The 22,878-nt window shown below is 71.5% G+C and carries 21 protein-coding genes and 2 tRNA genes; 7 read left to right on the top strand and 16 right to left on the bottom strand.

Annotation, left to right across the window (positions count from 1 at the left end; genetic code table 11):
• Window positions 1-70 precede the first annotated feature (70 nt).
• Window positions 71-253: a hypothetical protein gene (locus O7602_RS05875; RefSeq protein ID WP_281587195.1), complete on the top strand. Its 183-nt coding sequence runs from the start codon at window positions 71-73 to the stop codon at window positions 251-253.
• A gap of 15 nt (window positions 254-268) precedes the next feature.
• On the opposite strand, the gene O7602_RS05870 is transcribed toward O7602_RS05875, so the two are convergent.
• The gene (locus O7602_RS05870) at window positions 269-850 is read right to left on the bottom strand and encodes a DinB family protein (RefSeq protein ID WP_281587194.1); all 582 of its coding nucleotides are present in this window, start codon (window positions 848-850) and stop codon (window positions 269-271) included.
• Between the two features lie 76 nt (window positions 851-926).
• Here O7602_RS05870 and O7602_RS05865 point away from each other — a divergent pair, with 76 nt between their 5' ends.
• Both O7602_RS05865 and O7602_RS05860 read left to right on the top strand, forming a co-directional pair.
• Window positions 927-1,178: a hypothetical protein gene (locus O7602_RS05865; protein ID WP_281587193.1), complete on the top strand. Its 252-nt coding sequence runs from the start codon at window positions 927-929 to the stop codon at window positions 1,176-1,178.
• A 107-nt stretch (window positions 1,179-1,285) separates the two neighbouring features.
• On the top strand, window positions 1,286-2,008 hold the full coding sequence (locus tag O7602_RS05860) for an LPXTG cell wall anchor domain-containing protein (RefSeq protein WP_281587192.1): 723 nt from the start codon (window positions 1,286-1,288) through the stop codon (window positions 2,006-2,008).
• Between the two features lie 66 nt (window positions 2,009-2,074).
• On the opposite strand, the gene O7602_RS05855 is transcribed toward O7602_RS05860, so the two are convergent.
• From O7602_RS05855 to O7602_RS05830, 6 genes are all read right to left on the bottom strand, one after another.
• Complete coding sequence (locus O7602_RS05855) at window positions 2,075-2,716, bottom strand: PIN domain-containing protein (protein ID WP_281587191.1); 642 nt, start codon at window positions 2,714-2,716, stop codon at window positions 2,075-2,077.
• A gap of 3 nt (window positions 2,717-2,719) precedes the next feature.
• Window positions 2,720-3,178, bottom strand: coding sequence for a helix-turn-helix domain-containing protein (locus tag O7602_RS05850; protein ID WP_281587190.1), 459 nt, complete (start codon window positions 3,176-3,178; stop codon window positions 2,720-2,722).
• Between the two features lie 159 nt (window positions 3,179-3,337).
• Window positions 3,338-3,411, bottom strand: a tRNA-Ile gene (locus tag O7602_RS05845).
• Between the two features lie 120 nt (window positions 3,412-3,531).
• On the bottom strand, window positions 3,532-4,764 hold the full coding sequence (locus O7602_RS05840) for an FAD-dependent oxidoreductase (protein ID WP_281587189.1): 1,233 nt from the start codon (window positions 4,762-4,764) through the stop codon (window positions 3,532-3,534).
• Entirely contained in the window at window positions 4,757-6,892 is a 2,136-nt protein-coding gene (locus O7602_RS05835) for an MMPL family transporter (RefSeq protein ID WP_281587188.1), read from the bottom strand. The genes O7602_RS05840 and O7602_RS05835 overlap by 8 nt, the downstream gene beginning before the upstream one ends.
• 169 nt (window positions 6,893-7,061) lie before the next feature.
• A tRNA-Asn gene (locus O7602_RS05830) sits at window positions 7,062-7,134 on the bottom strand.
• 195 nt (window positions 7,135-7,329) lie between these two features.
• Here O7602_RS05830 and O7602_RS05825 point away from each other — a divergent pair.
• The gene (locus O7602_RS05825; protein WP_281587187.1) at window positions 7,330-7,722 is read left to right on the top strand and encodes a hypothetical protein; all 393 of its coding nucleotides are present in this window, start codon (window positions 7,330-7,332) and stop codon (window positions 7,720-7,722) included.
• A gap of 764 nt (window positions 7,723-8,486) precedes the next feature.
• Here the strand turns inward: O7602_RS05825 and O7602_RS05820 are convergent.
• From O7602_RS05820 to O7602_RS05780, 9 genes are all read right to left on the bottom strand, one after another.
• The gene (locus O7602_RS05820) at window positions 8,487-9,497 is read right to left on the bottom strand and encodes a sugar phosphate isomerase/epimerase family protein (protein WP_281587186.1); all 1,011 of its coding nucleotides are present in this window, start codon (window positions 9,495-9,497) and stop codon (window positions 8,487-8,489) included.
• Window positions 9,498-9,559: 62 nt separating this feature from the next.
• Complete coding sequence (locus O7602_RS05815; RefSeq protein WP_281587185.1) at window positions 9,560-10,789, bottom strand: Gfo/Idh/MocA family oxidoreductase; 1,230 nt, start codon at window positions 10,787-10,789, stop codon at window positions 9,560-9,562.
• Window positions 10,790-10,808: 19 nt separating this feature from the next.
• Window positions 10,809-11,852: a substrate-binding domain-containing protein gene (locus O7602_RS05810; protein ID WP_281587184.1), complete on the bottom strand. Its 1,044-nt coding sequence runs from the start codon at window positions 11,850-11,852 to the stop codon at window positions 10,809-10,811.
• A gap of 92 nt (window positions 11,853-11,944) precedes the next feature.
• On the bottom strand, window positions 11,945-13,030 hold the full coding sequence (locus O7602_RS05805; protein WP_281587183.1) for an ABC transporter permease: 1,086 nt from the start codon (window positions 13,028-13,030) through the stop codon (window positions 11,945-11,947).
• Window positions 13,027-14,595: a sugar ABC transporter ATP-binding protein gene (locus O7602_RS05800; RefSeq protein WP_281590142.1), complete on the bottom strand. Its 1,569-nt coding sequence runs from the start codon at window positions 14,593-14,595 to the stop codon at window positions 13,027-13,029. Before O7602_RS05800 ends, O7602_RS05805 begins: the two co-directional genes overlap by 4 nt.
• A gap of 53 nt (window positions 14,596-14,648) precedes the next feature.
• Window positions 14,649-15,827, bottom strand: coding sequence for an ROK family transcriptional regulator (locus tag O7602_RS05795; RefSeq protein ID WP_281587182.1), 1,179 nt, complete (start codon window positions 15,825-15,827; stop codon window positions 14,649-14,651).
• 291 nt (window positions 15,828-16,118) lie between these two features.
• Window positions 16,119-17,297: a YhjD/YihY/BrkB family envelope integrity protein gene (locus O7602_RS05790; protein WP_281587181.1), complete on the bottom strand. Its 1,179-nt coding sequence runs from the start codon at window positions 17,295-17,297 to the stop codon at window positions 16,119-16,121.
• A gap of 470 nt (window positions 17,298-17,767) precedes the next feature.
• On the bottom strand, window positions 17,768-17,956 hold the full coding sequence (locus O7602_RS05785) for a DUF397 domain-containing protein (protein WP_281587180.1): 189 nt from the start codon (window positions 17,954-17,956) through the stop codon (window positions 17,768-17,770).
• Window positions 17,947-18,750 carry a helix-turn-helix transcriptional regulator gene (locus tag O7602_RS05780; protein WP_281587179.1) on the bottom strand — a complete coding sequence of 268 codons (804 nt, stop codon included), beginning with the start codon at window positions 18,748-18,750 and terminating at the stop codon, window positions 17,947-17,949. The genes O7602_RS05785 and O7602_RS05780 overlap by 10 nt, the downstream gene beginning before the upstream one ends.
• Window positions 18,751-19,070: 320 nt before the next feature.
• Here O7602_RS05780 and O7602_RS05775 point away from each other — a divergent pair, with 320 nt between their 5' ends.
• The 3 genes from O7602_RS05775 to O7602_RS05765 all read left to right on the top strand — a co-directional run bounded on the left by O7602_RS05775 (window position 19,071) and on the right by O7602_RS05765 (window position 22,839).
• Window positions 19,071-19,331, top strand: coding sequence for a flavin reductase (locus tag O7602_RS05775; protein WP_281587178.1), 261 nt, complete (start codon window positions 19,071-19,073; stop codon window positions 19,329-19,331).
• 383 nt (window positions 19,332-19,714) lie between these two features.
• A complete protein-coding gene (locus O7602_RS05770; RefSeq protein WP_281587177.1) occupies window positions 19,715-21,829 on the top strand; it encodes a TRAP transporter fused permease subunit in 2,115 nt (704 codons plus the stop codon).
• The gene (locus O7602_RS05765; protein WP_281587176.1) at window positions 21,826-22,839 is read left to right on the top strand and encodes a TAXI family TRAP transporter solute-binding subunit; all 1,014 of its coding nucleotides are present in this window, start codon (window positions 21,826-21,828) and stop codon (window positions 22,837-22,839) included. The genes O7602_RS05770 and O7602_RS05765 overlap by 4 nt, the downstream gene beginning before the upstream one ends.
• The last annotated feature ends 39 nt before the right edge of the window (window positions 22,840-22,878 follow it).

Raw genomic sequence — 22,878 nt, 5'->3', positions numbered from 1 at the left:
GCAACGCCGACCGGCCGGTGGTGACTTTCCTGAGCCGACGCGAGTGCCCCGCCCATCTAGACTGAGCGGCATGCGCAGGCCGATGAACCTCGTGTATCTGTCGACCATCGCCGTCCTGGCAGCATCCGGGTTCTTCCTCCGCGACTGGCCCTGGTGGACGCTCGCCGTGGTAGGTGCGATCGCCATGCTTCTTGTATCGGTGGCTGAACGGGTTGTCTCCGCCCGCCGGAAGAGGGACGTCCCCAGCCGATGACGCAGCCGGGGAGCCTCATCGGCTGGCGGCCTCCCGCGCGTTCCGCTCCACCATGTCCCGATGCGCGGTCCACGTCGCGGCGTCGGATAACGGCACGTTGGTGGTCGTGGGAAGAAGACCGACCGTGCCGTCGATCAACTCCCTGACGATGTCGGCATGCCCGGCGTGGCGTTGGGTCTCGGCGGTCATATGGACCAGCATCTGATGCAGCGTCACATCGCCGCCGTCGCCCCACCACGGCACCCGTCCGACCGCGTCCAGGGTCAACGCCTCGATCGTCGCGTCCGCGTGTGCCCAGGCCCGTCGGTAGAGATCGACGATGGATTCGCGCGACTCCGTCGGCAGTGCCCACGCCTCCCACGACTCCTCCCCCTCGGGCCATCGCGGTACGGCGTCACTCGGGCGTCCGAAGGTCTCACCGAAGTATCCGAACTCGCCGCGGGCCAGGTGCTTGACCAGGCCCAGCAGGTTCGTCCCGGTGGGCGTCAGCGGACGGCGGGCGTCGTATTCGCTCAGCCCGTCGAGCTTCCACACCACCGCTTCACGTGCCCCGCGCAGATAGTCGAGCAGGTCCGCCTTCGGGTCGAGGATCGCCATGGCGAACAGCATGCCGTACGCACGCCCGGTTGCGCGGCCCCGTCACGCGTGAGGCCGCGAGGCCTAGGCTGGAACGGTGGATGAGCTTCTGGCGATCGCGCTGGTCGCCGGCTGCCTGACGACCGTCTTGGTTTTCCTCGCGTGGCTGGCGGCCCGGGTCCGTCGCCGCGGCATCGGCGACAACGTCATGGGGCCGTTCGAGGAGATCTGGCATCCGGCCGCCCACCGCTTCCGCGCAGAGATCAGGGTGCACGACGAGCGCGTGGTGCCGCTGCCGTCCGCCGGAGATCCGAAGCAGCGGGGCGACCGAGCAAGAGGCCCGAGGTAGGCCGCCATCGCATGGGCAACCTTGCATCGAATTTTGACGATGGGAATGTGCTCGCCGGCCGCTGTCGGTAGCATCTCCGTGTTTGTCCAACGGGGAGGAAGATTCACATGCGATGGAAGATTCCGGCCGGCGTCCTCATGGCGCTGGCCTTGCTGATTCCGGCGGCACCGGCTCTGGCGCAGACCGGCCATCCCGGGCTCGACGCGGCCTGCCAGACGGTCGAGCGCAAGGTCTACAAGGACATCCGGGACCTCATCACCATCGACTTGGACGCTGCCACCAACACCGAGTTGCGTGTGTTGACCGCCCAGATCCTGACCGAGGCGAACGCCGAGTCGCTGCCGGTTCTGCCGGACGCCATCCAGAAGGCGCTGAAAGGCTCCGAGGACGAGCTGCGCACGTTCCTCAAGACGGGCGTGCAGAGCGCCTGGTCGGTGGCGCTGCGGGTCACGGTGGTGCGGACGCTGACCGACGCTGGCCCCAACGTTCGGGAGGCCACGCAGAAGGTGCTCGACGACCCGAGCATCGATGCCTACCTGGTGTACCTGAACTACGGCCTGTACATCGCACGGGAGCTTGACTGCGCGTCCACGCCCACGCCGACGCCGACGACGTCTCAGCCCACGCCGAGGCCGAGCGCCACGACGACAGTCGTGCCGACCGCCGCCCCCGCCGTGACCCCGGGTGCGCCCGACGGCGGCGAGGGCGGCGGGCTGCCCGTGACCGGCACCGACACCGCGACCGTGGCCGGCATCGGCGGGGTGCTCCTGCTCCTCGGCGGCGCGGGCTTCGTGATCGGACGCCGGCGCCGGTCCCGCTTCGTGGCCTAGCTCGATCGACGCGCCCGGCTCGACGCTTCGTCGGGCCGGGCGCGTCGGCACCGTGCTTCACCCGGTTCACCCTTGCACGCTGCCGGACCACGGCGCCTGCGGGCAATCCCGCGATCGAGGTAACCGGGGCGTGGGGCACGGCAACGGTGGGACGCCGTCCGGAGGCGACGCACTCCGAGCCGCTGCGGCGAACCTGCGCGCTCCGGCGGTGGCCAGGTAGTCGAGGATCTGGTGGACGTTCAGCCGCGTACCGTGACGGCCGGTACTGGCCGCCTGCTCGCCAAGGACCCGCAGCAAGATGCGCGGCTCGCGGGCCCACATGTCCAGCAGTACGACGTCGGGATGTTCGGCGACCACCCCGTGCGGTTCGCAGGCGGCAAGCGGGAAGTCTCGGAGGTTGCAGGTGATGATCGAGTCTGCTCCGGCGGCTACCGCCGCGGCCAGCACATGTCGGTCCTTCGGATCGTTGTCCATCTGGTCGATCAGCGCCTCATACCCGGTAACCATCGCGTCCTCGAACGCGGCGTTCATGAACGCGAACCGTCGTTCGATCGCCGCCGGTGACACCGGCACGTGCCGTCGAACCTCTTCAAGAATGGCCGGTGACCAGCGCGGCTGGCACAACTCCTCCTCGGCCAGCCGCAGCAGGAGGTCGCACAGTGCGTTGGGGATCAGAACGTTGGCGTCCAGGACCGCGATCGTCGTCACGCCTCAGGCCGCGTCATCCGTCTCGACCGGTGCGGACTGCCCGTACATGCCCATCTCGACTGCGTCGGCGGTCAACTCGTCGAGGATCGCCCGCCGAGCTTGACCACGCCGGTCCCGGTAGGCCAGCACCTGCTCCAGCGGGATCCGGCGCGAGGAGTTCGGCCGCGAGTAACCGATCTCACCAGCCTCCAGCAACTTGATCAACGTCGGTCGGGACACCCCGAGCAACCCGGCCGCCTCGGTCGTCGTCAACTCCCGGTCGACCGGCACGACCGCCACGCCACGGCCAGAGGCAAGCACATCGGCGATCCTGGTCAACACATCCCGCATCGACATAGGAACCGCCACCTGCTCCCCGCCGCGGCGCACTGCCAACTCCCCCGCACCGTCATGCAGCAAGTTGGCCAGCTCGGTCAACGAGGGATGTTCCCCATCAGCCGGCATGATCGCTTCCGTGGACATGACCCCTCCCGTCCGTCAGCACCGACCACCATCATCCCGCGAAGTGAAAAAAGTGCAAGCGCCTTCGCCGACTTGGGCCAAGCCCTCGCAACGGCACGGCATGACCGCGGAACTGACCGAACGCTGCCTGGCCAGGCCCGCTTGGGTGCGCGTTTCGGGTGGGGCGGGCGGGGTTCGAACCCGCGACCGAGGGATTATGAGTCCCCTGCTCTAACCCGCTGAGCTACCGCCCCGTTACCGCGCCGGATCGTAACCTGCCGATCGATCACCGGCCACCACCGACCCGGCGACGTACGCCGCCACGACAGCACGATGGGCAACGCGAGAATAACAGCGCACAGTGACGCGCCGGTTCAGCCCCGCAGTTCGTCGAGCACCGCGCCGGCGGTACGCCAGCCGCTCGCCAACGCGCCCTGGATGGACGGGCTGTCCCGGTGGTCGCCGGCCACGAACAGGCCGTCGCCGAGCGCGACCGGCTTGCGCAGCCGGCCCTGCGGCGGCGGGGCGGCCGGCAGCGCCTCCGGCACCGTGACGGTGGTGAGGTGGGTCCAATCGGCGGTGGGACGGCCGTAGAGGCGGTCCAGCTCGCGTCGGATCACCGGTTCGGGCGGTGCCTGCGGGCCGACCACGGAGGTGGCCACCAGGTGTTGGCCGGCCGGCGCGTACGTGGGCGCGGCCTGGCTGAGCACCACCGTGTTGGTGACCAGTTCCCGCCGGTCGCCGTCGAGCAGCAGGATCGGCTCGTCGAGGGGCGCGGACTCGGTGCGGTGGTAGTAGGTGGTGTACGCGTGCATGCGTACCCGCTCGATCGTGGGCAGCAGCGTGGCCGCCGCGGGCGGGTCCGCGGCGACCACGACGGCGCGGCAGGTGATCTCGCCGGTCGCGGTGCGGACCCGGCCGGGCGCGACCTGGGTGACCGGCGTGTGCAGGGCGATCAGTTCGGTGGGCAGCGGCGCGGCGACGGCCCGGGGCAGCGCGCCCATGCCCTGTGCGGGCAGGCCGATCCGGCCCCGGGCGAAGGAGCGCATGATCATCGCGAACACGTGGCTGGAGGTGGCCAGCTCGCGGTCGAGCAACACACCGGCCAGGAACGGCCGGAGCAGTTCCTCGATGATCGCGTCGGAGAGCCCGGCCCGGCGTAGCGCCGTCTCGGTGCTGGTCTCGGGCGCGGTGAGCAGCCGACCGGCGGGCAGGGTGGCGCAGCCGCCGGCGAGCGCGGCCAGGCGCAGCCGGTCGCGCAGCGAGCCGACGCCCGCGGTGAGCGTGCCGGGCGCGCCGGTGGGTTCGCGCAGCGGGTTGACCAGGCGTGCCAGCCGGTCGCCGCGGCGCACCAGCACGCCGGAGGTGAACCAGCCGAGGCCGAGGGTATCGAGGTCGAGCAGCCCGCCGAGTCGGGGGTAGGCGGTGTTGAGGACCTGGAAGCCGCGGTCCAGCAGGAAGCCGTCGACCTCGTCGGTGGCGACCCGGCCACCGAGCCGGTCGCCGGCTTCCAGCAGCCGCCACGGCACGCCGGCGCGGTGCAGCCGCCGCGCGGCGGCGAGGCCGGCCAGGCCGCCGCCGACGATGACCACGTCGCTGTCAGGCACGGTCCACCCCCGCCCCGGCGCGGTCGCCCTCGCGGTGGGACCGCGACAACCGGCCCGGCCACCAGACCTTCGGCCCGATGTCGTACGCGAGCGCGGGCACCAGCAGCGAGCGGACCACGATGGTGTCGAGCAGCACCCCGGCGGCGACCGCCACGCCCAACTCGACGAGCACCACGAGCGGCAGTACGGCGAGCGCGGAGAACGTGGCGGCGAGCACGATGCCGGCGGAGGTGATGACGCCGCCGGTGACGGCCAGGCCGGCGAGCACCCCGGCCCGGGTGCCGCGTCGCACCGATTCCTCGCGGACCCGGCTCATCAGGAAGATGTTGTAGTCGATGCCGAGCGCGACCAGGAACACGAACGCGAACAGCGGGAAGGACTGGTCGACGCCGGGGAAGTCGAAGACGTACTTGAACAGCAGCGCGCAGAGGCCGAGCGTGGCCAGGAACGACAGCACCACGGTGGCGATCAGCAGCACCGGGGCGACCAGGGCGCGCAGCAGCAGCGCCAGGATGACCGCGATGACCAGCAGCACCACCGGGATGATGACGTTGCGGTCGCGGACGGACGCGTCGGCGGTGTCCACGTTGATGGCGGTGAAGCCGCCGACCACGGCGTTCGCGCCGGGCACCGCGTGCACCGCCTCGCGCAGGTCGCGGATGGCCTGTTCGGCGCCGTTGCTGTCGGGTGGGTCGGCGAGCGTGACGTTGAGTTGCACCCGGCCGTCGACGACCTTCGGCGGCGCGTTCGGGTCGGGTGGCGCCAGTTCGCCCCGCTGGCCGAGCGGCGCCACCGAGTCGACGCCCTTGACACCCTGCGCCACCTGGGCGACGCGCTGCGCGGTGGCCTGCGCGGTGAAGATGGTGGCCGGGCTGCCGGTGCCGGCCGGGAAGTGCCTGTCGATGACCTCCTGGCCGGCCACCGAGTCGGTGCGCTGGGTGAACAGTTGGGACTGGCCGAGGGTGGTGGCGCCGAGTTGGGTCACCCCGATCGCGAGCGCGGCCAGGACCACCGCGGTGACGATCCAGACGGTACGCGCGCGGCGCGCCACGAAGCCGGCGATGCGCCCCCAGATGCCGTGCTCGGTGCGCGGGTCGGCGTCGTCGTGCCGGGGTCGCCGGGGCCAGAACGCCCACCGGCCGCCGAGCACCAGCAGGGCGGGCAGGAAGGTCAGCATCACCAGCAGCGTGGCGGCGATGCCGACAGCGCTGATCGGGCCGAGCGCCCGGTTGGAGTTGAGGCTGGACAGCAGCAGGCAGAGCAGGCTGACGATGACCGTGGCGCCGGACGCGAAGATCGCCGGGGCGGCGCCCTTCCAGGCGGCCTTCATCGCGTCCCAGGGGCGTTCGTGTCGGTGCAGTTCCTCCCGGTAGCGGGCGATGAGCAGCAGGGCGTAGTCGGTGCCGGCGCCGAACACGAGCACGGTGAGGATGCCCTGCGCCTGCCCGTTGAGCTTGACCACGTCGTGCTTCGCGAGTTGGTAGACGAAGACGGCGGCAAGCGAGTAGGACATCCCGGCGGCCAGCAGCGGGAAGACCCAGAGCACCGGGCTGCGGTAGACGATCAGCAGGATGATCAGCACCACGACCAGGGTGACCAGCAGCAGCGGTCCGTCGATCGCGGAGAACACCTCGATCAGGTCGCCGAGCAGTCCGGCCGGGCCGGCCACGTCGACGGTGAGCCCGTCGCGGTCGGGGCCGGCGATGGTCCGCAGTTCGTCGACGACGGCGCGGATCTGTTCGCCCTCGGCGCTGTCGATCGGCACGATCACCTGGGCGGCCTGTTTGTCCTGGCTGACCACGGGTGGCGGCAGTGGGGCGACCACGCCGGGCACCTGGGCGAAGCGGGCGGCGTCGCCCTGGATGCGCTGCTGGTCGGCCGGGGTGATGCCGCCGGCGCGTTCGTAGACCACGAGGGCCGGGGTGGTCTCCCGGTCGACGAAGCCGGCGGAGAGGTCCTGGGCGCGGGTGGCCTCGGCGTCGGCCGGGAGGAAGGAGGCGTTGTCGTTGGTGGCGACATCACCGAGTTTGCCGGCGTAGGGACCGGCGATCCCGCCGACGACGAGCCAGCCGAGCACCACTGCCACCGCGATCAGTGTCGCGGTCGAACGGGTGCGTCCTGCGGCCATCCTCACCACCCTCGAATCGACGCGTGGATCGACGCAGCGGGAGTCTAAGTCGACGTGGACCATCCTGCCGGTCGAAGCGGCGTTCACGGGCGGAAACCGGGCGGCCGTACGCGTACCGGCAACGAGAAACGCCCGTCGGCGTGGCCGACGGGCGTGGTGTGGAGCGAAGCTCCCCCGATTGGACTCGAACCAATAACCTGCCGGTTAACAGCCGGCTGCTCTGCCAATTGAGCTACAGGGGACCGTGCACCGCCCGGGCGACGATCTCTCCGCGCCGTGCGACGGAGAAAAGAATACAGGACATCGGGGGGTGGCGCGCCAGTGGGTTGTCGGGCCCTCAGAATCGGGACAAATCGTCATCTGGGCGCAGGCAGGTATGAGCGGAGAGCAGGATGGGTAGTTAGCGGTCAACAGAGTCAGGTACGGAAGGAGCCGCCATGCGCGGAAAGATCATGTTTCTTGGCGGGCTGGCTGCGGGATTCGTCCTGGGCGCCCGTGCCGGCCGAGAGAAGTACGAAGAGCTGGTGGTGCGCGGGCGCAAGGTGCTCGACCACCCGACCGTCCAGGAGGCGGCCGGCGTCGCGCAGGCACAGGCGACCCGGCTCTACTCCGAGGGCAAGGACAAGCTCGGGCAGAGCAAGATCGGCGAGAAGATCTCCACCGGCAACGGCAGCAAGTCGGGGCTGACCGAGGCCGACAAGCCGTTCGCCGGCACGCCGGCCGCCGTCGGCAGCAAGGCCGGCACCAGCGGTACGGGATCGACCGGCGCGACCGGCTCGACCACGACCGGCACGAGCACCAAGCCCAACGGCACGAGCAGCACCCTCTGACATCAGCGGACAGCGGGCCGATCACCTTCGGGTGACCGGCCCGCTTCCGTATGCACGTGCGGCCCATCTCCGGCGCGACGGTCTCCGCGGCGCGACGGTCTCCGCGGCGCAGTGCGGCCCCGGGCATAGTTCGGTCCGGGGTTCCTACAAACTTGATGACGCGAATGGATCGGGCAGGTCGCCGGCCGGCTGTGCCGCAGCGGCCAGGCCGCCGGTGCGAGGCCATGGGTCACACGGCTCCTTCGACACCCATGGCGGTGCAGGCGTGGCTCGCCGACCTCGACATTCCACCCCGCCTCGCGGACGGCAACCGAGCCACCGCGATCTCCCGGGCCGGGTCCGCCCCTCCCCTCGCGCTCGTCGGGGAAGCATCGGGCATATGTCGGTGGCGGGGCCGACGGAAAGGCCCGGGCCGGCCGGTTACGTGATGCCACACCGCTCCGGGTGGCGACTCGTTCACGTCATCAAGTTTGTAGGCGCGGAGAAGTGATTCCCCGGCCGAGGCTGATGGTCGGGTGGGTTCCTGACCACGACCGACCGAACTGGGGCGGACCGACCAACGACCAGCCGACCGACCGACGACAGCGGACCTACCGACGACAGCGGCAGACCTGAGACATGCCAGCGGGACGCCGACGGGGACGGCCCGTCACCGCGGTCGAGCCCGACCCGGCGATGCTGGCCGAGCTGCACAGCGCCGAGCTGCGGCCCGGCCCGCACACCGGCACCGGGGACGACGGCGACGGGCCGGGAGACTGTCTACGTCAGTCGCGGGTGGTGCTGAAGGCGGCGTCGAACGCGGCGGTCGGGGCGTCGAAGGCCAGGCGGCGGACGAACTGGAGCGCCTCCGGCGCGCCGACCAGGCGGTCCATGCCGGCGTCCTCCCACTCGATCGAGATCGGGCCGTCGTAGCCGATCGCGTTCAACGCCCGGAAGCAGTCCTCCCACGGCACGTCGCCGTGGCCGGTGGAGACGAAGTCCCAACCACGTCGCAGGTCGGCCCAGGGCAGGTGGGAGGAGAGCCGGCCACGCCGACCGTCGCCGGTGCGGACCTTCGCGTCCTTGCAGTCCACGTGGTAGATCCGGTCGGCGAAGTCGAGGATGAAGTTGACCGGGTCCAGTTCCTGCCAGACGAAGTGCGACGGATCCCAGTTCAGCCCGAACGCCGGCCGGTGTCCGATCGCCTCCAGGGTCCGCTTGGTGGTCCAGTAGTCGTACGCGATCTCGCTGGGGTGCACCTCGTGCGCGAAGCGCACGCCCTCGGCGTCGAAGACGTCCAGGATCGGGTTCCACCTGTCGGCGAAGTCCTGGTAACCGCGTTCGATCATCGCCGGCGGCACCGGCGGGAACATCGCCAGCGTGTGCCAGATGGACGAGCCGGTGAAGCCGACCACGGTCCGTACGCCGAGCTTCGCGGCGGCCCGCGCGGTGTCCTTCATCTCCTCGGCGGCGCGGCGGCGTACCCCCTCCGGCTCGCCGTCGCCCCAGATCCGCGCCGGCAGGATGTCCTGGTGCCGCTCGTCGATCGGGTGGTCGCAGACCGCCTGCCCGACCAGGTGGTTGGAGATGGTGAAGACCTGGAGGTTGTGCTTGGCGAGCGTCTCCCGCCTGCGTTCGACGTACGAGTCGTCGGCGAGCGCCCGGTCGACCTCGAAGTGGTCACCCCAGCAGGCGATCTCCAGGCCGTCGTACCCCCACTCGGCGGCGAGCCGGCAGACCTCGTCGAACGGAAGATCGGCCCACTGGCCGGTGAAGAGCGTGATGGGTCGCGCCATTGTCCTTCTCCCAAGTCGTGTGATGGGGGTTCCGTTTTGCGGGTGAGCGCCGGTGCCCGACGTTAAGCGGGGCCCCTTCCTATACCGGAGGCGTTAAGCGGGGCCCCCTCCTTCTCGACCTCGGCCCAGGCGGAGGCGGCGGCGGACCGCGAAACCGCGTCCAGCACCTGCTGCACCTGCAACGCGTCGGCGAAGGACGGCGTCGGGTCGGCGCCGGTGGCGACCGCCTCGACGAAGTCGCGCATCTGGTGGGTGAAGGAGTGCTCGTAGCCGATGATGTGGCCGGGCGGCCACCACGCCGCCAGGTACGGGTGCTCCGGCTCGGTCACCAGGATGCGGCTGAAGCCCTGCTCGGCGGCGGGCCGGGTGGCGTCCAGGAACTCCAGTTCGTTGAGGCGTTCCAGGTCGAACGCGACGCTGCCGCGCGAGCCGTTGATCTCGACCCGCAGGGCGTTCTTGCGGCCGGTGGCGAACCGGGTCGCCTCGTACGTGGCGAGTCCACCGCTGTCGAGCCGGGCCACGAAGACCGCGGCGTCGTCCACGGTGACCGGTCCCGTGCCCTGCCCGTTGCCGCCGGACTGCGCGGCCAGGCCGCTCGACTCCGACGGCAACGGCCGCTGCTTGACGAACGTCTCGGTGAGCGCGCTGACCCCGGTGATCTGCTGCCCGGTGACGTACTGGGTCAGGTCGATGATGTGCGCGCCGATGTCACCGAGCGCGCCGGAGCCGGCCCGCTCCTGCTGGAGCCGCCACACCAGCGGGAACTGCGGGTCGACGATCCAGTCCTGGAGGTAGGTCGCCCGGACGTGCCGGATCTCGCCGAGCCGCCCGTCGGCGACGAACTGCCGCATCAGGGCGACCGCGGGCACCCGCCGGTAGTTGAAGCCGCACATCGCGCGTACCCCGGACTCGCGGGCCCGCGCGGCGGCGGCGGTCATCTCCCGCGCCTCCGCGACGGTGTTCGCCAGCGGCTTCTCGCACAGCACGTGCTTGCCCGCGGCCAACGCGGCGAGGGCGATCTCACCGTGACTGTCCCCCGGCGTGCAGATGTCGACCACGTCGATCTCGTCGGACTCGACGAGCCGCCGCCAGTCCGTGGTGTACCCGTCCCAGCCGAGCCGATCGGCGGCCTCGGCCACCTTCGGCTCGTCCCGGCCGCAGACGAGCGACATCCGCACCCGCGCCGGCAGGTCGAACACCCGGTTCACGGTGCGCCACGCCTGCGAGTGCGCGGCGCCCATGAACGCGTAGCCGACCATGCCGACCCGCAGGATCCTGTCATGACTGGACAACCCGGTCTCCCCCCTTGTGTTAGAACCCGAGCTTGAGGTAGTCGCCCGAGTTCTGCTTGGTGATCGTCTCGGAGGCGAGCACGATTTCCTTCGGTACCTGGAGTTCCACCAGGTCGGACATGCCCTTTCCCTGCCCGATCAGGCGGGCCAGGGTGATGGCCGAGGAGGCCATCGACGGGCTGTAGGTGACTGTCGCCTTGAGCACCGTGTTGTCCGCCGCGATGTCCTCCATGGCCTTCTTCGAGCCGGCGCCGCCGACCATGAAGAACTCCTTGCGGTTGGCCTGGTTGACCGCGGCCAGTACGCCGATGCCCTGGTCGTCGTCGTGGTTCCAGACCGCGTCGATCTTCGGCAGGGCCTGGAACAGCCCGGTCGCGGCCTGCTGACCGGAGTCCACGGTGAACTCGGCCGGACGCCGGTTGGCCACCTTCAGCCCGTACGACGCGAGCGTGTCGGAGAAGCCCTTGGACCGTTCCTGGGTCAGCTCCAGCGACTCGATGCCGGGGATCTCGCCGATCACCGGGTTGCTCACGCCCTTGGCCTTGAGCTGCTCGGCGATGTACGTGGCGGCGGCCACCCCCATGCCGTAGTTGTCGCCCTTGATCTGCAACCGGTAGGCCCGCGCGTCCGGGAACGCCCGGTCCAGGTTGACCACCGGGATGCCGGCCTTCATCGCCTCCAGGCCGAACGCGTTGAGTTCCTTGCCGTCGTGCGGCAGCAGCACGATCACGTCCGGCTTCTGGGAGATCAGCGTGGACAGCGCCGCCCGCTGGGCCGCCGCGTCCGCGCCGGCCTCCACCGACTTCAACTCCACGTCGTCGTACGCCCCGGCCTGTGCCTTGGCGTTGTTGGTGATGGCGGCGATCCAGCCGTGGTCGGCGGCCGGGGCGGAGAAGCCGATCGTCACCTTCTTGCCGGGCTCGGCGTTGCCGTCGTTCGCGGCGGCCTTGGTCTGCGCCTCGGTCGGGGACTGCTCGTTGCTCGTACAGCCGGCGAGCAGCACCCCGGCGGAGACTGCGGCCCCGCCGAAGAGCAGCCGGCGGCGTGACAGGTCACTAGTCATGACGACCTCCTGGATGAAGGTGGTGGGGGTGGTTTTCGGGTGTGGCGGGCCGGGCCACCGTCGGGGGACGGCGGCCTGGCGGCGCGGTGGGGTCAGGTGGTGGTGGCCCGGTTGCGGGCGAGGAACTGGGTCAGGCTGCGGAACTGCACCTGCTGGACCAGGACGGCGGCGACGATGATGCCGCCCTTGACCATGTTCTGGGCCTCGGCGGAGAGGTTGTTGATGGCGAAGAGATTGGTGATCGTGGAGAAGATGATCACCCCGAGCAGGGAGCCGATGATGGTGCCCCGCCCGCCGCTGAGCAGCGTGCCGCCGATGATCGCGGCGGCGATCGCGTCCAGCTCGTAGAGGTTGGCCATCGCCGCCTGGGCGGAGGTGGCCTGCGCGGTCAGCATGACCGCGGCGATGCCGCAGCACAGGCCGGAGAGCGCGTAGAGCAGCACGGTGTGCCGGCGGACGTCGATGCCGGCGAGCCGGGCCGCCTCCGGGTTGCCGCCGACCGCCACCGTGCGGCGGCCGAACGTGGTCCGGTTGAGCAGCACCCAGCCGGCCGCCACCACGGCGACCAGGATGTAGACGAGCAGCGGGATGCCGAGCACCTTCGCGGTGGCGATGCCGTTGATGAACGAGCTGGTGGAGACCTGGGTCTGCTTGTCGGAGATCTCCGCGGCCAGTCCCCGGGCGGCCACCAGCATGGCGAGCGTGGCGATGAACGGCACCAGCCGCCCGTACGAGATGAGCAGCCCGTTGACCACGCCGACGGCCAGCCCGACGGTGAGCGCGGTGAAGATCATGCCGCCGGCGCCGTAGCTCTGGGTGGCGACAGTGGTGCACCAGACCCCGGCCAGCGCCACGATCGCGCCGACCGACAGGTCGATGCCACCGCCGATGATCACGAAGGTCATGCCGACGGTGACCACGCCGACCACCGAGGCGAGCTTGAGGATGGTGAGCGTGTTGCCCCACACCCAGGTCGGGTCGCCGTAGAGGTCGGGGCGGGTCAGGATGCCGATGACCACGAGCACCACGAGCGTGGCCAGCAGCCCGAGGTTGCGCTTGACGCCCTCCCCGCCGTCGCCGCGCCACCAGGAGAGCCGGGCCGCCGCGTCGGCCTTCGCGGTCTCCGCCCGGTCCACAGGTGGCGACTGCGCGGGGAGCGTGGTGTCGGTATCGCTCATGCCGGTGCGCCTTCCATGAGGGACCCCGCCATGACGAGGTCGAGCACGGTGTTCTCGTCGAGTTCGCCGGCCGGGGCCACCCGGACCACCCGGCCCTCCCGCATCACCAGCACCCGGTCGGCCAGGCCGAGCACCTCGGGCACCTCGCTGGAGACCAGCAGCACCCCGACGCCCCGGGCGGCCAGGTCGCGGATGACCTGGTACAGCTCGGCCCGCGCGCCCACGTCCACGCCCCGGGTCGGCTCGTCGAGCAGCAGCAGCCGGGTGTCCCCGAGCAGCCACCGCCCGACCACCACCTTCTGCTGGTTGCCGCCGGACAGCGTGCGCACCGGCCGGCGTACGTCCCGGGGCCGCAACTCCAGCGAGGCGGCGATCCGGTCCGCCTCGGCCCGTTCCCGCCCGGCGTCGGTGAAGCCGAGACGGGCGTACCGGCCGAAGGTGGCGAGCGTGACGTTGCGGTAGATCGGCTCGCCGAGCAGCAACGCCTGACTCTTTCGCTCCTCCGGCGCCATGCCCATGCCGGCCCGCACCGCCGCGCCCACGCTGCCGGGGCGCAGCGCCTTCCCGGCCAGCCGGACCGTCCCGGCGTGCGCCCGGCGGGCCCCGAAGATCGTCTCCAGCAGCTCCGAGCGGCCGGACCCGACCAGCCCGGCGATGCCGACGATCTCCCCGGCCCGGACGCCGAGCGACACGTCGGCGAACTCGCCGTGCCGGGTCAGCCCGTCCACCCGCAGCAGTTCCGCGCCGCCCCCGTCGTCGGGCGGGCGCCGCGGGAAGACGTACTCGATGGTCCGCCCGGTCATTCGGGCGACCAGGTCGCGGGTCGGGGTGTCGCGCGCCGGCAGGCTCGCCGCCGTGGTCCGGCCGTCCTTGAGTACGGTGACCCGGTCGCCGATCTCGCGGATCTCCTCCAGCCGGTGCGAGATGTAGATGACCGCGATGCCCTGCGCGGTGAGTTCCCGGATGATCCGGAACAGGTTGCCCACCTCGTCGTGGGCCAGCACCGCGCTCGGCTCGTCCATGATGATCAGGCGGGCCTCGTGCGACAGCGCCCGGGCCATGCTGACGATCTGCTTCCCGGCCGCCGGCAGGTGCCGGACCAACCGACCGGGCGGGATCTCCGGGTGACCGAGCCGGGCCAGGATCTCCCGGGTACGCCGGGCCATGTGCCCGCGCCGGACGAAACCGAGTCGGCGCGGCTCGTGACCGAGGAACGCGTTCTCCGCCACCGACAGGTCGTCGACCAGGTCGAGTTCCTGGTAGATGGTGGCGATGCCGGCGCGCATGGCGGCCTGCGGGTTGGTGAACGTGGCCGGCCCGCCCCGCCACACCACCTCGCCGGAGTCCGGCCGGTGCACCCCGGCGAGCACCTTGATCAGGGTGGACTTGCCGGCGCCGTTCTGCCCCAGCAGGCAGTGCACCTCGCCGGCCCGCACCTCAAGCTGCACGCCGTCGAGCGCGCGTACGCCGGGGAACGTCTTCACCACGTCGGTGAGCCGCAGCACCACCTCGCCCGCGACGGCGTCGTCCTTCGCGCTCACCTGGACCTCCTCGGACGGGCTCATGTGGGACTGGCCGGGCATGCCCTCACGGCCCTCGCTCCGCTCGGTGCGTTCGCTCATGCCGGTTCGCCGAACGCGACGTCGCTGGCGAGCACGGCCGCGCCGGCGACGCCGGCGCGCGGGCCCAGCTCGGAGAGGACGACCGGCAGGTTGCCGGTGGCCAGCGGCAGCGAGCGGCGGTAGACCACGCTGCGGATCTCGGCGAGCAGAATGTGGCCGAGCTGGGCGAGCCCGCCGCCGATCACGATCATCGACGGGTTGGTGAAGCTGACCAGCCCGGCCAGCACGCTGCCGACCCGCCGGCCACCGTCGCGGATGAGCTGGATGCAGGTGACGTCTCCCTCGGTCGCCCCCTGCGCCACGTCGAGCGCGGTCAGCGAGCCCCGGGCGGCGAGGCGCTCGACCAGGGCCGGCGACGCCTCGGCGCGGGCCGCGGCGGTCGCCTCCCGGGCCAGCGCCGCGCCGCTGAACACTGCCTCCAGGCAGCCGACGTTTCCGCAGGAGCACATCGGTCCGTTCGGGTCGACCTGGATGTGGCCGATGTCGCCGGCACAGCCGTCGGTGCCCCGGTAGACCTCGCCGTGCAGGTAGATGCCGCAGCCGATGCCCGTGCCGATCTTGATGAAGAGGAAGTCGTCAATCGGGTGGGCGACACCGCCGTGCCGCTCGCCGATGGCCATGATGTTGACGTCGTTGTCCACCACGGCCGGGCAGCCGTGCTCGCGGGTGAGCACCTCGCGGACCGGGAAGCGGTCCCAGCCCGGCATGATCGGCGGGGAGACCGGCACGCCGTCACGGAAGCTCACCGGCCCCGGCACGCCGATGCCGATCGCGTCGAGCCGCTCGTACGCGCCGTCCGCCCTGGCCTTGTGCAGCAGGTCGTTGACCCGGTGCAGGGTCACCTTGGGGCCGGAGCGGATGTCGGCCGGTTCGGCGTACGCGGTGACCGGCTCCAGCCGGCCGTTGACCACCTCGACGTCGATCGAGCTGGCGCCGAGGTCGACGGCGGCGAACCGGAGGCGCGGGCTCAGTTCGACAAGCGTGGAGCGGCGACCGCCCCGGGAGGCGGCCAGTCCGGCCTCGGCCACGTAGCCGAGGGCGACCAGCCGTTGCAGCTCGGCGAGCAGCCGTGGGCGGGGCATCTGGAGCCGGTCGCCCAGCTCGGCGCGGGAGACCGGGCCCTCGTCCCGGAGCACCCGCAGGAGCCGCACGTGCAGGGGGTCGACCGTCCGCACCGGCAGTCACCTCCGCATCGGATTCGGTCACATCGACGCAGCGGCGATGTGTTGTGTCCGACACAGTAGGAGCGTTCCGGGTCACGTGTCCATAGCTTCGGCTCATCTGACGGAAACTTTTGTCTATCCGAACAAAAGAGCGTCGCGGATCATGAAAACCCCCGTCGCGCCCCACCCCGCACCCCGCCCCACCCCGCCCCCCGCGCCCTGTTTCACGGAAAGAGTGGCCATCCGGGCGCGGATAGCCACTCTTTCCGTGAATCTGCGGGCGTGTGGGGGGTGGGGGGTGAGTCAGCGCGCGGTGGGGGTGTTGCGCTTTTTGCGCAGCTTGCGGTCGTCGCGCAGCTCGACGTAGGGCTCCTTGTCCTCGGGGAGCCCGGCGGCGATGGCGCGGCTGCGCTCCAACTCGGCGTCGAACTCCGCGCCGAGCAGAATCGCGACGTTGCTCAGCCAGAGCCACACCAGGAAGATGATCACGCCGGCGACCGCGCCGTACGTCTTGTTGTAGGAGCCGAAGTTGCTGACGTAGAACGCGAACAGACCGGACACCAGCAGCCAGAGCACCACGGCGAGCACGCCGCCGGGGCTGACCCAGCGGAAACCGCCGTGCTTGGCGTTCGGCGAGGCCCAGTAGAGGATCGCGAACATCAGGCTGACCAGGAGCAGCAGCACCGGCCACTTGGCGATGTTCCACACCGTGACCGCGGTCGAGCCGAGCCCGATCGCGCTGCCCGCCTGCTCGGCCAGCCCACCGGTGAACACCACGATCACGGCGCTGATCAGCAACATCACGCCGATCACCGCGGTCACGCCGAGCCGGATCGGCAGCGTCTTCCAGATCGGCCGGCCCTCCGGCACGTCGTAGATGCTGTTCGAGGCGCGCATGAAGGCGGCGACGTAGCCGGACGCCGACCAGAACGCGCCGACCAGACCGATCACCGCCGCGACGCTCGCCAGCCCGCCGGACTGCCCGGCCTGGTCGATCGCGCTCTCGATGATCTTCCGGATGTTCTCCTCCGGCACCGCCTGGCCGACCGTGTCCCGCACCCCGTTCGTGGCCCGGTCACCGAGCAGGCCGAGCAGGGAGATCAACACCAGCAGGCCCGGGAAGATGGAGAGCACGCCGTAGTAGGTGAGCGCGGCGGCCCAGTCGGTCAGGCTGTCGTCCTGGAACTCCCGGGCAGTCCGCTTGAGCGTCGCCACCCAACCCGTGCCCGACAGGTCGGTCGGGCTGTCCGGCCCGTCGTCCGGCCCCACCGGCCGGGTGCGGTCGTCCGGCTCCACCGGCCGGGTGCGGTCGTCCGGTCCCACGGGTCCGGTGCGGTCGTCCGGTCCCACCGGCCCGGTGCGGTCGTCCGGTCCCACCGGCCCGGTGCGGTCGTCCGGCCCCGCCGGCCCGGTGCGGTCGTCCGGCCCCGCCGGCCCGGTGCGGTCGCGCCCGTCACGGGCGGGAGACTCGTCGCCTGCCATCGCACCTCCCTCGTCGTCGTGTCGTCACCCACGACTTGCCCCGAGGCGGGGACGGATAACCAGGCGTTTCTCAGGAGGGCCACGCCACCTTTGTCGCCCCTTGGCTGTCTCCGACCCCCTGATACCCCCCAGGCGGAGCGCGGGTGGAACGCTATGGCCGTCTCGGGCGCGCTGAGGCGTCCATAGCGTTCCAGTCGTGGGCCTGGGTGTGTTGACGGCGTGCGGAATCCGGTCGCCATGTGCCGGGGTGGGTGGCACTCTGACGGCGGAATGGTCGCGGGGGTGGGGCGTGGTAACCGGGTGAACGACCGAGGAAGGCCAGCGCACCCGTTCACCGCCACCCGGGGCGGGCCCGGGCTCGCACGACCCGATCCGGACGCCGGGGGAGGTGTCGGGACCACCGCCGCCCCGCCGAGCCGGAGCCGGTCAGCGGGAGACGAGCCGGTCAGTGGGAGACGGGCCGGCGTCGGTCAGCGGGCGGGGAGCCGGTCGACGAACGCGCGCCAGGCGTCGGGGCCGAAGGCCAGGATCGGACCGGCCGGGTCCTTCGAGTCGCGCACCGCGACCACGCCCGGCAGTCCGTCCGCCACCTCCACGCAGTTGCCGCCCTGGCCGTTGCTGCGGCTGCTCGTGCGCCACCGGGCGTTGCTCAGGTCCATGTCTCCGCCATCTCCGTCAGGAATTCGAGGGACTGCTGGTGCGATAGTGCCTCACCGCGGACCGACTCCCACACCTCGACCATCTGCCGCACGTGCTCGGCGCGGTCGATCACCTGGGCGTGGAGCTGGCCCTCCTGGTAGACGACGTCCTCGCCGTGCGGTGGGGTGGCGATCACGAACGGGCCGTTGACGCCAGGGTAGGCCCCGGCCGTGAGCGGCACGACGTGGATGCGCACCCGGGGCAGCCCCGAGCCGACCTTCACCAGGTGGCGCACCTGCTCGCGCATCACCTCCGGCCCGCCGATCCGCCGGCGCAGCACGTGCTCGTCGACGACGAAGGTGAACAGCGGTGGCCGCTCCCGGGTCAGCAACGCCTGACGATCCAGCCGCGTCGTCACCTGCTGCTCCACCTCGTCGGGCGCGAACAGGCCGCCGCCGGAGAGCAACGCGCGGGCGTAGCCCTCGGTCTGGAGCAGGCCCGGCACGCAGAGCGGCTCGAACGAGCGCAGCGCGGTCGCGTCCGCCTCGATGCCGGGCCAGTCGCGGAACCACGGCACCACGCTCTCCCGGCCGATCCGCCGCTGGATCCGCTCGAAGCGCCCATCCGTGCCGAGCACCGTGTCGCAGCGGCGCGCGAAATCCAGGCTCGGGCGGCGCTCGCAGGTCTCCACCTTGGCCACCAGCGCGCCGGAGTAGGTCAACGCCTCGGCCAACGACGTCTGGGACATGCCGTTGGCTGCGCGGGCGAGCCGCAGCTCCTCGGCGAAGTGCTCCAGCATGGACGACAGTTCCACGGACCGCCTCCGTACATCCTCGACACACCCGGGAGCCGGCCGCCGGACGCGCTTGTCGTCACCGTGCCGGATCCCCCACCGTAGTCGCACCGTCACCAGACTGTCACGCAGCGGAACCGCTCACGGGATCGGACGGCGGGCGGAACCAGGCCGGGGGCGTCGGCGCACGACGAGGTCCGCCGACGCCCCCATTCCAGTCACGACGGGAGGCTCACCATGCGCATCAGGTTCTGGCGCCGCCGGCGCGCGGCACCGCATGCCCCGCACGCCCCGCAGGCCCCGCACGCGCCGAGCACACCCGACGGGGAGGGGACACGCTGATGCCGCGTCACCGCCCACACGTCGCGGCGCGCCCGTCCTGGCGCTGCCGGATCTGCGGTGCGGCGTGGCCGTGCTCGCCCGCCCGGCTCGCCCTGCTCGGTGAGTACCGCGAGGATCGGATCGCGCTACTGGTGTACCTCGGCACGCTCCTGTGCGAGGCGACGACCGACCTCGCCACCGTGCGTGACGGCACCGCTCCCCAGGACCTGGCACAGCGCTTCGTCGCATGGGCCCGCACACCCCGCCCGACCGAGATCTGACCAGAACCCGCCGCCCGCCCCGCCCTGTCCGAAATCCGACCGGAAACAGGTCCGGCTTGCACCGCGGAAGCAGACACGCTCGGTCATCACGCCTACGGTGAGTGACCAGTTCATTTCATCGTTAGTAGCGGGCCCGACTCACCATAGCGACGCGACTGCCGAACAGCGCTCCCACCTGGCGCCAGACAATTGCGAAAGGGATTCAGAATGAATGTGCGGTGAGTGATCGGAGCCGCGATCCGTCACTCAATGCAATCACGATCGGCAATGTTCCCAACGTGTCCGCCATTCGCGTATCGTCCCCCCTCGTGCCACCCGTTCGCCCCTCCGACGCCACTCCCCCGCCACCCCGGCCGCCCGCCGGCGAGTCGGGTGGGTCCGAAGTGGACGCCGCCGAGGTGCCGCTCCCGCCGGACGAGGGGGACGTCACCGACCCCGCGTGGGCGGACGACGGACCGGGCGCGAGCCACCACCACACGCGGGACCCGGCGCACCCCGACACCCGCGAACTGGCCGCGCGTTTCGAGGAGGAGAAACCGGGCCGGGTGCTCTCCGGACCGGTCGGGATGCTCTTCACCGGCGTCACCGTCGCGGTCGCGCTGCTGACCCTCCGGCAGGTGTTCTTTCCGCTGGCACAGGGCAGCAAGTACTACCTCATCATCTTTCTCGCCGGCGTACTGCCGATGGTTTTCCTCGCGTACCCCGCCCGGGCCCGGCACACGACGCGGCCGACGGCTGTCGACTGGCTGCTGGCCGCCGCCGCGTTCGGGGTCTGCCTCTACCCGGTGCTGCCGGTCGCGCTCGGCGCGGCCGGCGGCGGCGGCTACGACGCCTTCCTCGACCGGCAGGGCCTGCTGAACCCGCTGGACGTGGCGTTCGGCACCGGCCTGCTGCTCCTGCTGCTGGAGGCGTGCCGCCGCACCACCGGATGGATCCTCCCCGCCGTGTGCGTGCTGTTCCTCGGCTACGGCTACTACGGCGGGCTGCTCCCGCAGTCGTGGCCGGTGGCGCACGCCGGCCTGGACTTCGGGCAGCTCGTCGACGCGTTCTACAACTCCGACACCGGCTTCTACGGCACCCCGCTCGACGTGGCCGCCTCCTACATCGTGCTGTTCACCATCTACGGCGCGGTGCTCGACCTCTCCGGCGCCGGCCGGTTCTTCGTGGAACTCTCCGCCGCCGCGTTCCGCCGCTCCCGCACCGCCGCCGGCCGGACCGCGGTCGCCTCCGGCTTCCTGCTCGGCACCGTCTCCGGTTCCGGCGCCGCCACCACGGTCAGCATCGGGGCGGTCACCTGGCCGATCCTGCGCCGCGCCGGCTACCCGCCCGAACGGGCCGGCGGCATGCTCGCCGCAGCCGGGGTCGGCGCGATCCTCTCCCCGCCCACGCTCGGCGCGGCGGCCTTCATCATCGCCGAATACCTCGGCGTGTCCTACCTCCAGGTGCTCGGCTGGGCCACCGTGCCGACCGTCCTCTACTACCTGGGCATCCTGCTCTCCGTCGAGATCGACGCCCGGCGCTCGGACGTACGCCCGGTGGTCCTCGACACCGGCTCGGCGTGGCGGCTGCTGGCCCGCTTCGGCTACCACTTCCTCTCGCTCCTCGTGATCATCGTGGTGCTGGCGCTCGGCGCCTCCGCGATGCGGGCGGTGGTGATCGCCACCGGGCTGGCCGCCGCGCTGTCCTTCCTGGACCGGCGGCACCGGCTCACCCCGGCCCGGCTGGTGGCGGCGCTACGCGACGGCGTACGCGGGGTGCTCGCGGTGAGCGCGGTGTGCGCCGCGGCCGGCATCATCACCGCCACCACCACCAAGACCGGCCTCGGCCCGCAGGCGGCGGCGCTGCTGATCGGCGGCGCGCAGTCGGTCAGCTCCGAACCGGCGGTGGTGCTGGCGCTCACCGCCGTGCTCGCCGCGGTCGCGCTCAGCCTGCTCGGCCTCGCCGTGCCGGTCACCGCGTCCTTCGTGATCGGCTGGGTCATCATCGGCCCGGCGCTGCTGCACCTGGGCGTCGCCGCCCCCGCCGCGGCCATGTTCGTCTTCTACTTCGCGGTGCTGTCCGAGGTCTCGCCGCCGACCGCGCTGGCCGCGGTCGCCGCCGCCGCGATCACCGGCGGCCGGCTGGTGCCGACCATGTGGCAGACCCTGCGGTACGCGCTGCCGGCGTACCTCATCCCGCTCGCCTTCGTGATCACGCCGACCGGCCTCGGGCTGCTCGGCATCGGCGGGGCCGGACGGATCGCGCTGGCCGGCCTGGTCTCCGCGCTCGGCGTCACAGTGCTGGCCGTGGCGGCCGGCGGGTGGCTACCCGGCGTCGGCCCGGCCGGCCCGCCGGAGCGGCTCCTCGGCGCGGTCGCCGGGCTGGTGCTGCTCTGGCTGGAACCGCTGCCCATGGCGATCGGCGCGGTGCTCGCCGCGTCGGCCGTCGCGGGCGTGTACGCCCGACGTGGCGCCGCCCGCCCGTCGACAGAGGAATCCCCTGGGGAGGAGAGCACGTGAAACGGATCGACAGGCGAATAGCCGCGGGCGTCGGGGCGCTGGCCCTGGTCGCCGCCGGCGGGTGCGGAGGCCGGCAGGACAACGCGGCGACCGACGACGCCGCTCGCGACGTCACCTGCAAGGTCACCAAGGACACCCGGGTCGGCATCGCCACCGGCAACGCCACCGGCGTCTACTACGTGGTCGGCAACGCGCTCGCCGGTGAACTCACCAAGACGACCGACGGCAAGCTCACCGGGACGGCCGCCGAGACCGGCGCGTCGGTGCAGAACGTCGAGCAACTCGTCGCCGGCCAGTACGACGTGGCGTTCTCGCTGTTCGACACCGCGGTCAACGCGGTGCAGGGCAAGGAGAGCTTCGACGCGCCGCAGCCGGTCAGGGCGCTGGCCCGAATCTACGACAACTACACGCAGGTGGTCGTGCGGGCCGACTCGGGGATCACCTCGGTCGCCGGCATGAAGGGCCGGAAGATCTCCACCGGCTCGCCCAAGTCCGGCACCGAGGTCATCGCCAACCGGCTGCTCACCGCCGCCGGGTTGGACCCGGCCAAGGACGTCCAGGCGCAGCGGCTCGACCTCACCAAGACCGTCGACGGCATGAAGGACGGCAGCATCGACGGGTTCTTCTGGTCCGGCGGCGTGCCGACCGGCGGGGTCACCGACCTGTTCACCACCGCCGGCGACAAGATGACGTTCCTCGACCTCAGCCCGCTGCTGCCGAAGATGGCCGAGCTGAACCCGGCGTACCAGGCCGGCACCATCGGCAAGGACATCTACCGGACGCCGGCCGACGTGCCCACCATCGTGGTGCCGAACGTGCTGCTGGTGCGAGACAACCTCGACGCGGACGTCGCCTGCGCGATCACCCGGACGGTCTTCGACCGCAGGGACGCGCTGGCCCAGGCGAACCCGGCCGCCAAGGGCATCGAGCTGGGCAACGCCCGCAAGACGGACCCGGTGCCGCTGCACCGGGGCGCGGAGCGGGCGCTCACCGACCTCGGCGCGAGCTGACCCGACCGGCCGGGCCCGGACCCCGCGTCCGGGCCCGGC

Origin of the sequence: Micromonospora sp. WMMD1128 (assembly GCF_027497235.1) — a bacterium.
Lineage (GTDB): Bacteria > Actinomycetota > Actinomycetes > Mycobacteriales > Micromonosporaceae > Micromonospora.
The sequence above is the reverse complement of the archived record's forward strand: the minus strand, read 5'-3'. Positions and strand labels throughout refer to the sequence as shown.

Excerpts from the sequence above, each read along its gene's own strand:
- O7602_RS05875 (WP_281587195.1), top strand. The coding sequence starts at position 71 with ATGCGCAGGCCGATGAACCTCGTGTATCTGTCGACCATCGCCGTCCTG.
- O7602_RS05870 (WP_281587194.1), bottom strand. The coding sequence starts at position 850 with ATGGCGATCCTCGACCCGAAGGCGGACCTGCTCGACTATCTGCGCGGG.
- O7602_RS05860 (WP_281587192.1), top strand. The coding sequence starts at position 1,286 with ATGCGATGGAAGATTCCGGCCGGCGTCCTCATGGCGCTGGCCTTGCTG.
- O7602_RS05850 (WP_281587190.1), bottom strand. The coding sequence starts at position 3,178 with ATGTCCACGGAAGCGATCATGCCGGCTGATGGGGAACATCCCTCGTTG.
- O7602_RS05835 (WP_281587188.1), bottom strand. The coding sequence starts at position 6,892 with ATGGCCGCAGGACGCACCCGTTCGACCGCGACACTGATCGCGGTGGCA.
- O7602_RS05825 (WP_281587187.1), top strand. The coding sequence starts at position 7,330 with ATGCGCGGAAAGATCATGTTTCTTGGCGGGCTGGCTGCGGGATTCGTC.
- O7602_RS05820 (WP_281587186.1), bottom strand. The coding sequence starts at position 9,497 with ATGGCGCGACCCATCACGCTCTTCACCGGCCAGTGGGCCGATCTTCCG.
- O7602_RS05810 (WP_281587184.1), bottom strand. The coding sequence starts at position 11,852 with ATGACTAGTGACCTGTCACGCCGCCGGCTGCTCTTCGGCGGGGCCGCA.
- O7602_RS05805 (WP_281587183.1), bottom strand. The coding sequence starts at position 13,030 with ATGAGCGATACCGACACCACGCTCCCCGCGCAGTCGCCACCTGTGGAC.
- O7602_RS05800 (WP_281590142.1), bottom strand. The coding sequence starts at position 14,595 with ATGAGCCCGTCCGAGGAGGTCCAGGTGAGCGCGAAGGACGACGCCGTC.
- O7602_RS05790 (WP_281587181.1), bottom strand. The coding sequence starts at position 17,297 with ATGGCAGGCGACGAGTCTCCCGCCCGTGACGGGCGCGACCGCACCGGG.
- O7602_RS05785 (WP_281587180.1), bottom strand. The coding sequence starts at position 17,956 with ATGGACCTGAGCAACGCCCGGTGGCGCACGAGCAGCCGCAGCAACGGC.
- O7602_RS05775 (WP_281587178.1), top strand. The coding sequence starts at position 19,071 with ATGCCGCGTCACCGCCCACACGTCGCGGCGCGCCCGTCCTGGCGCTGC.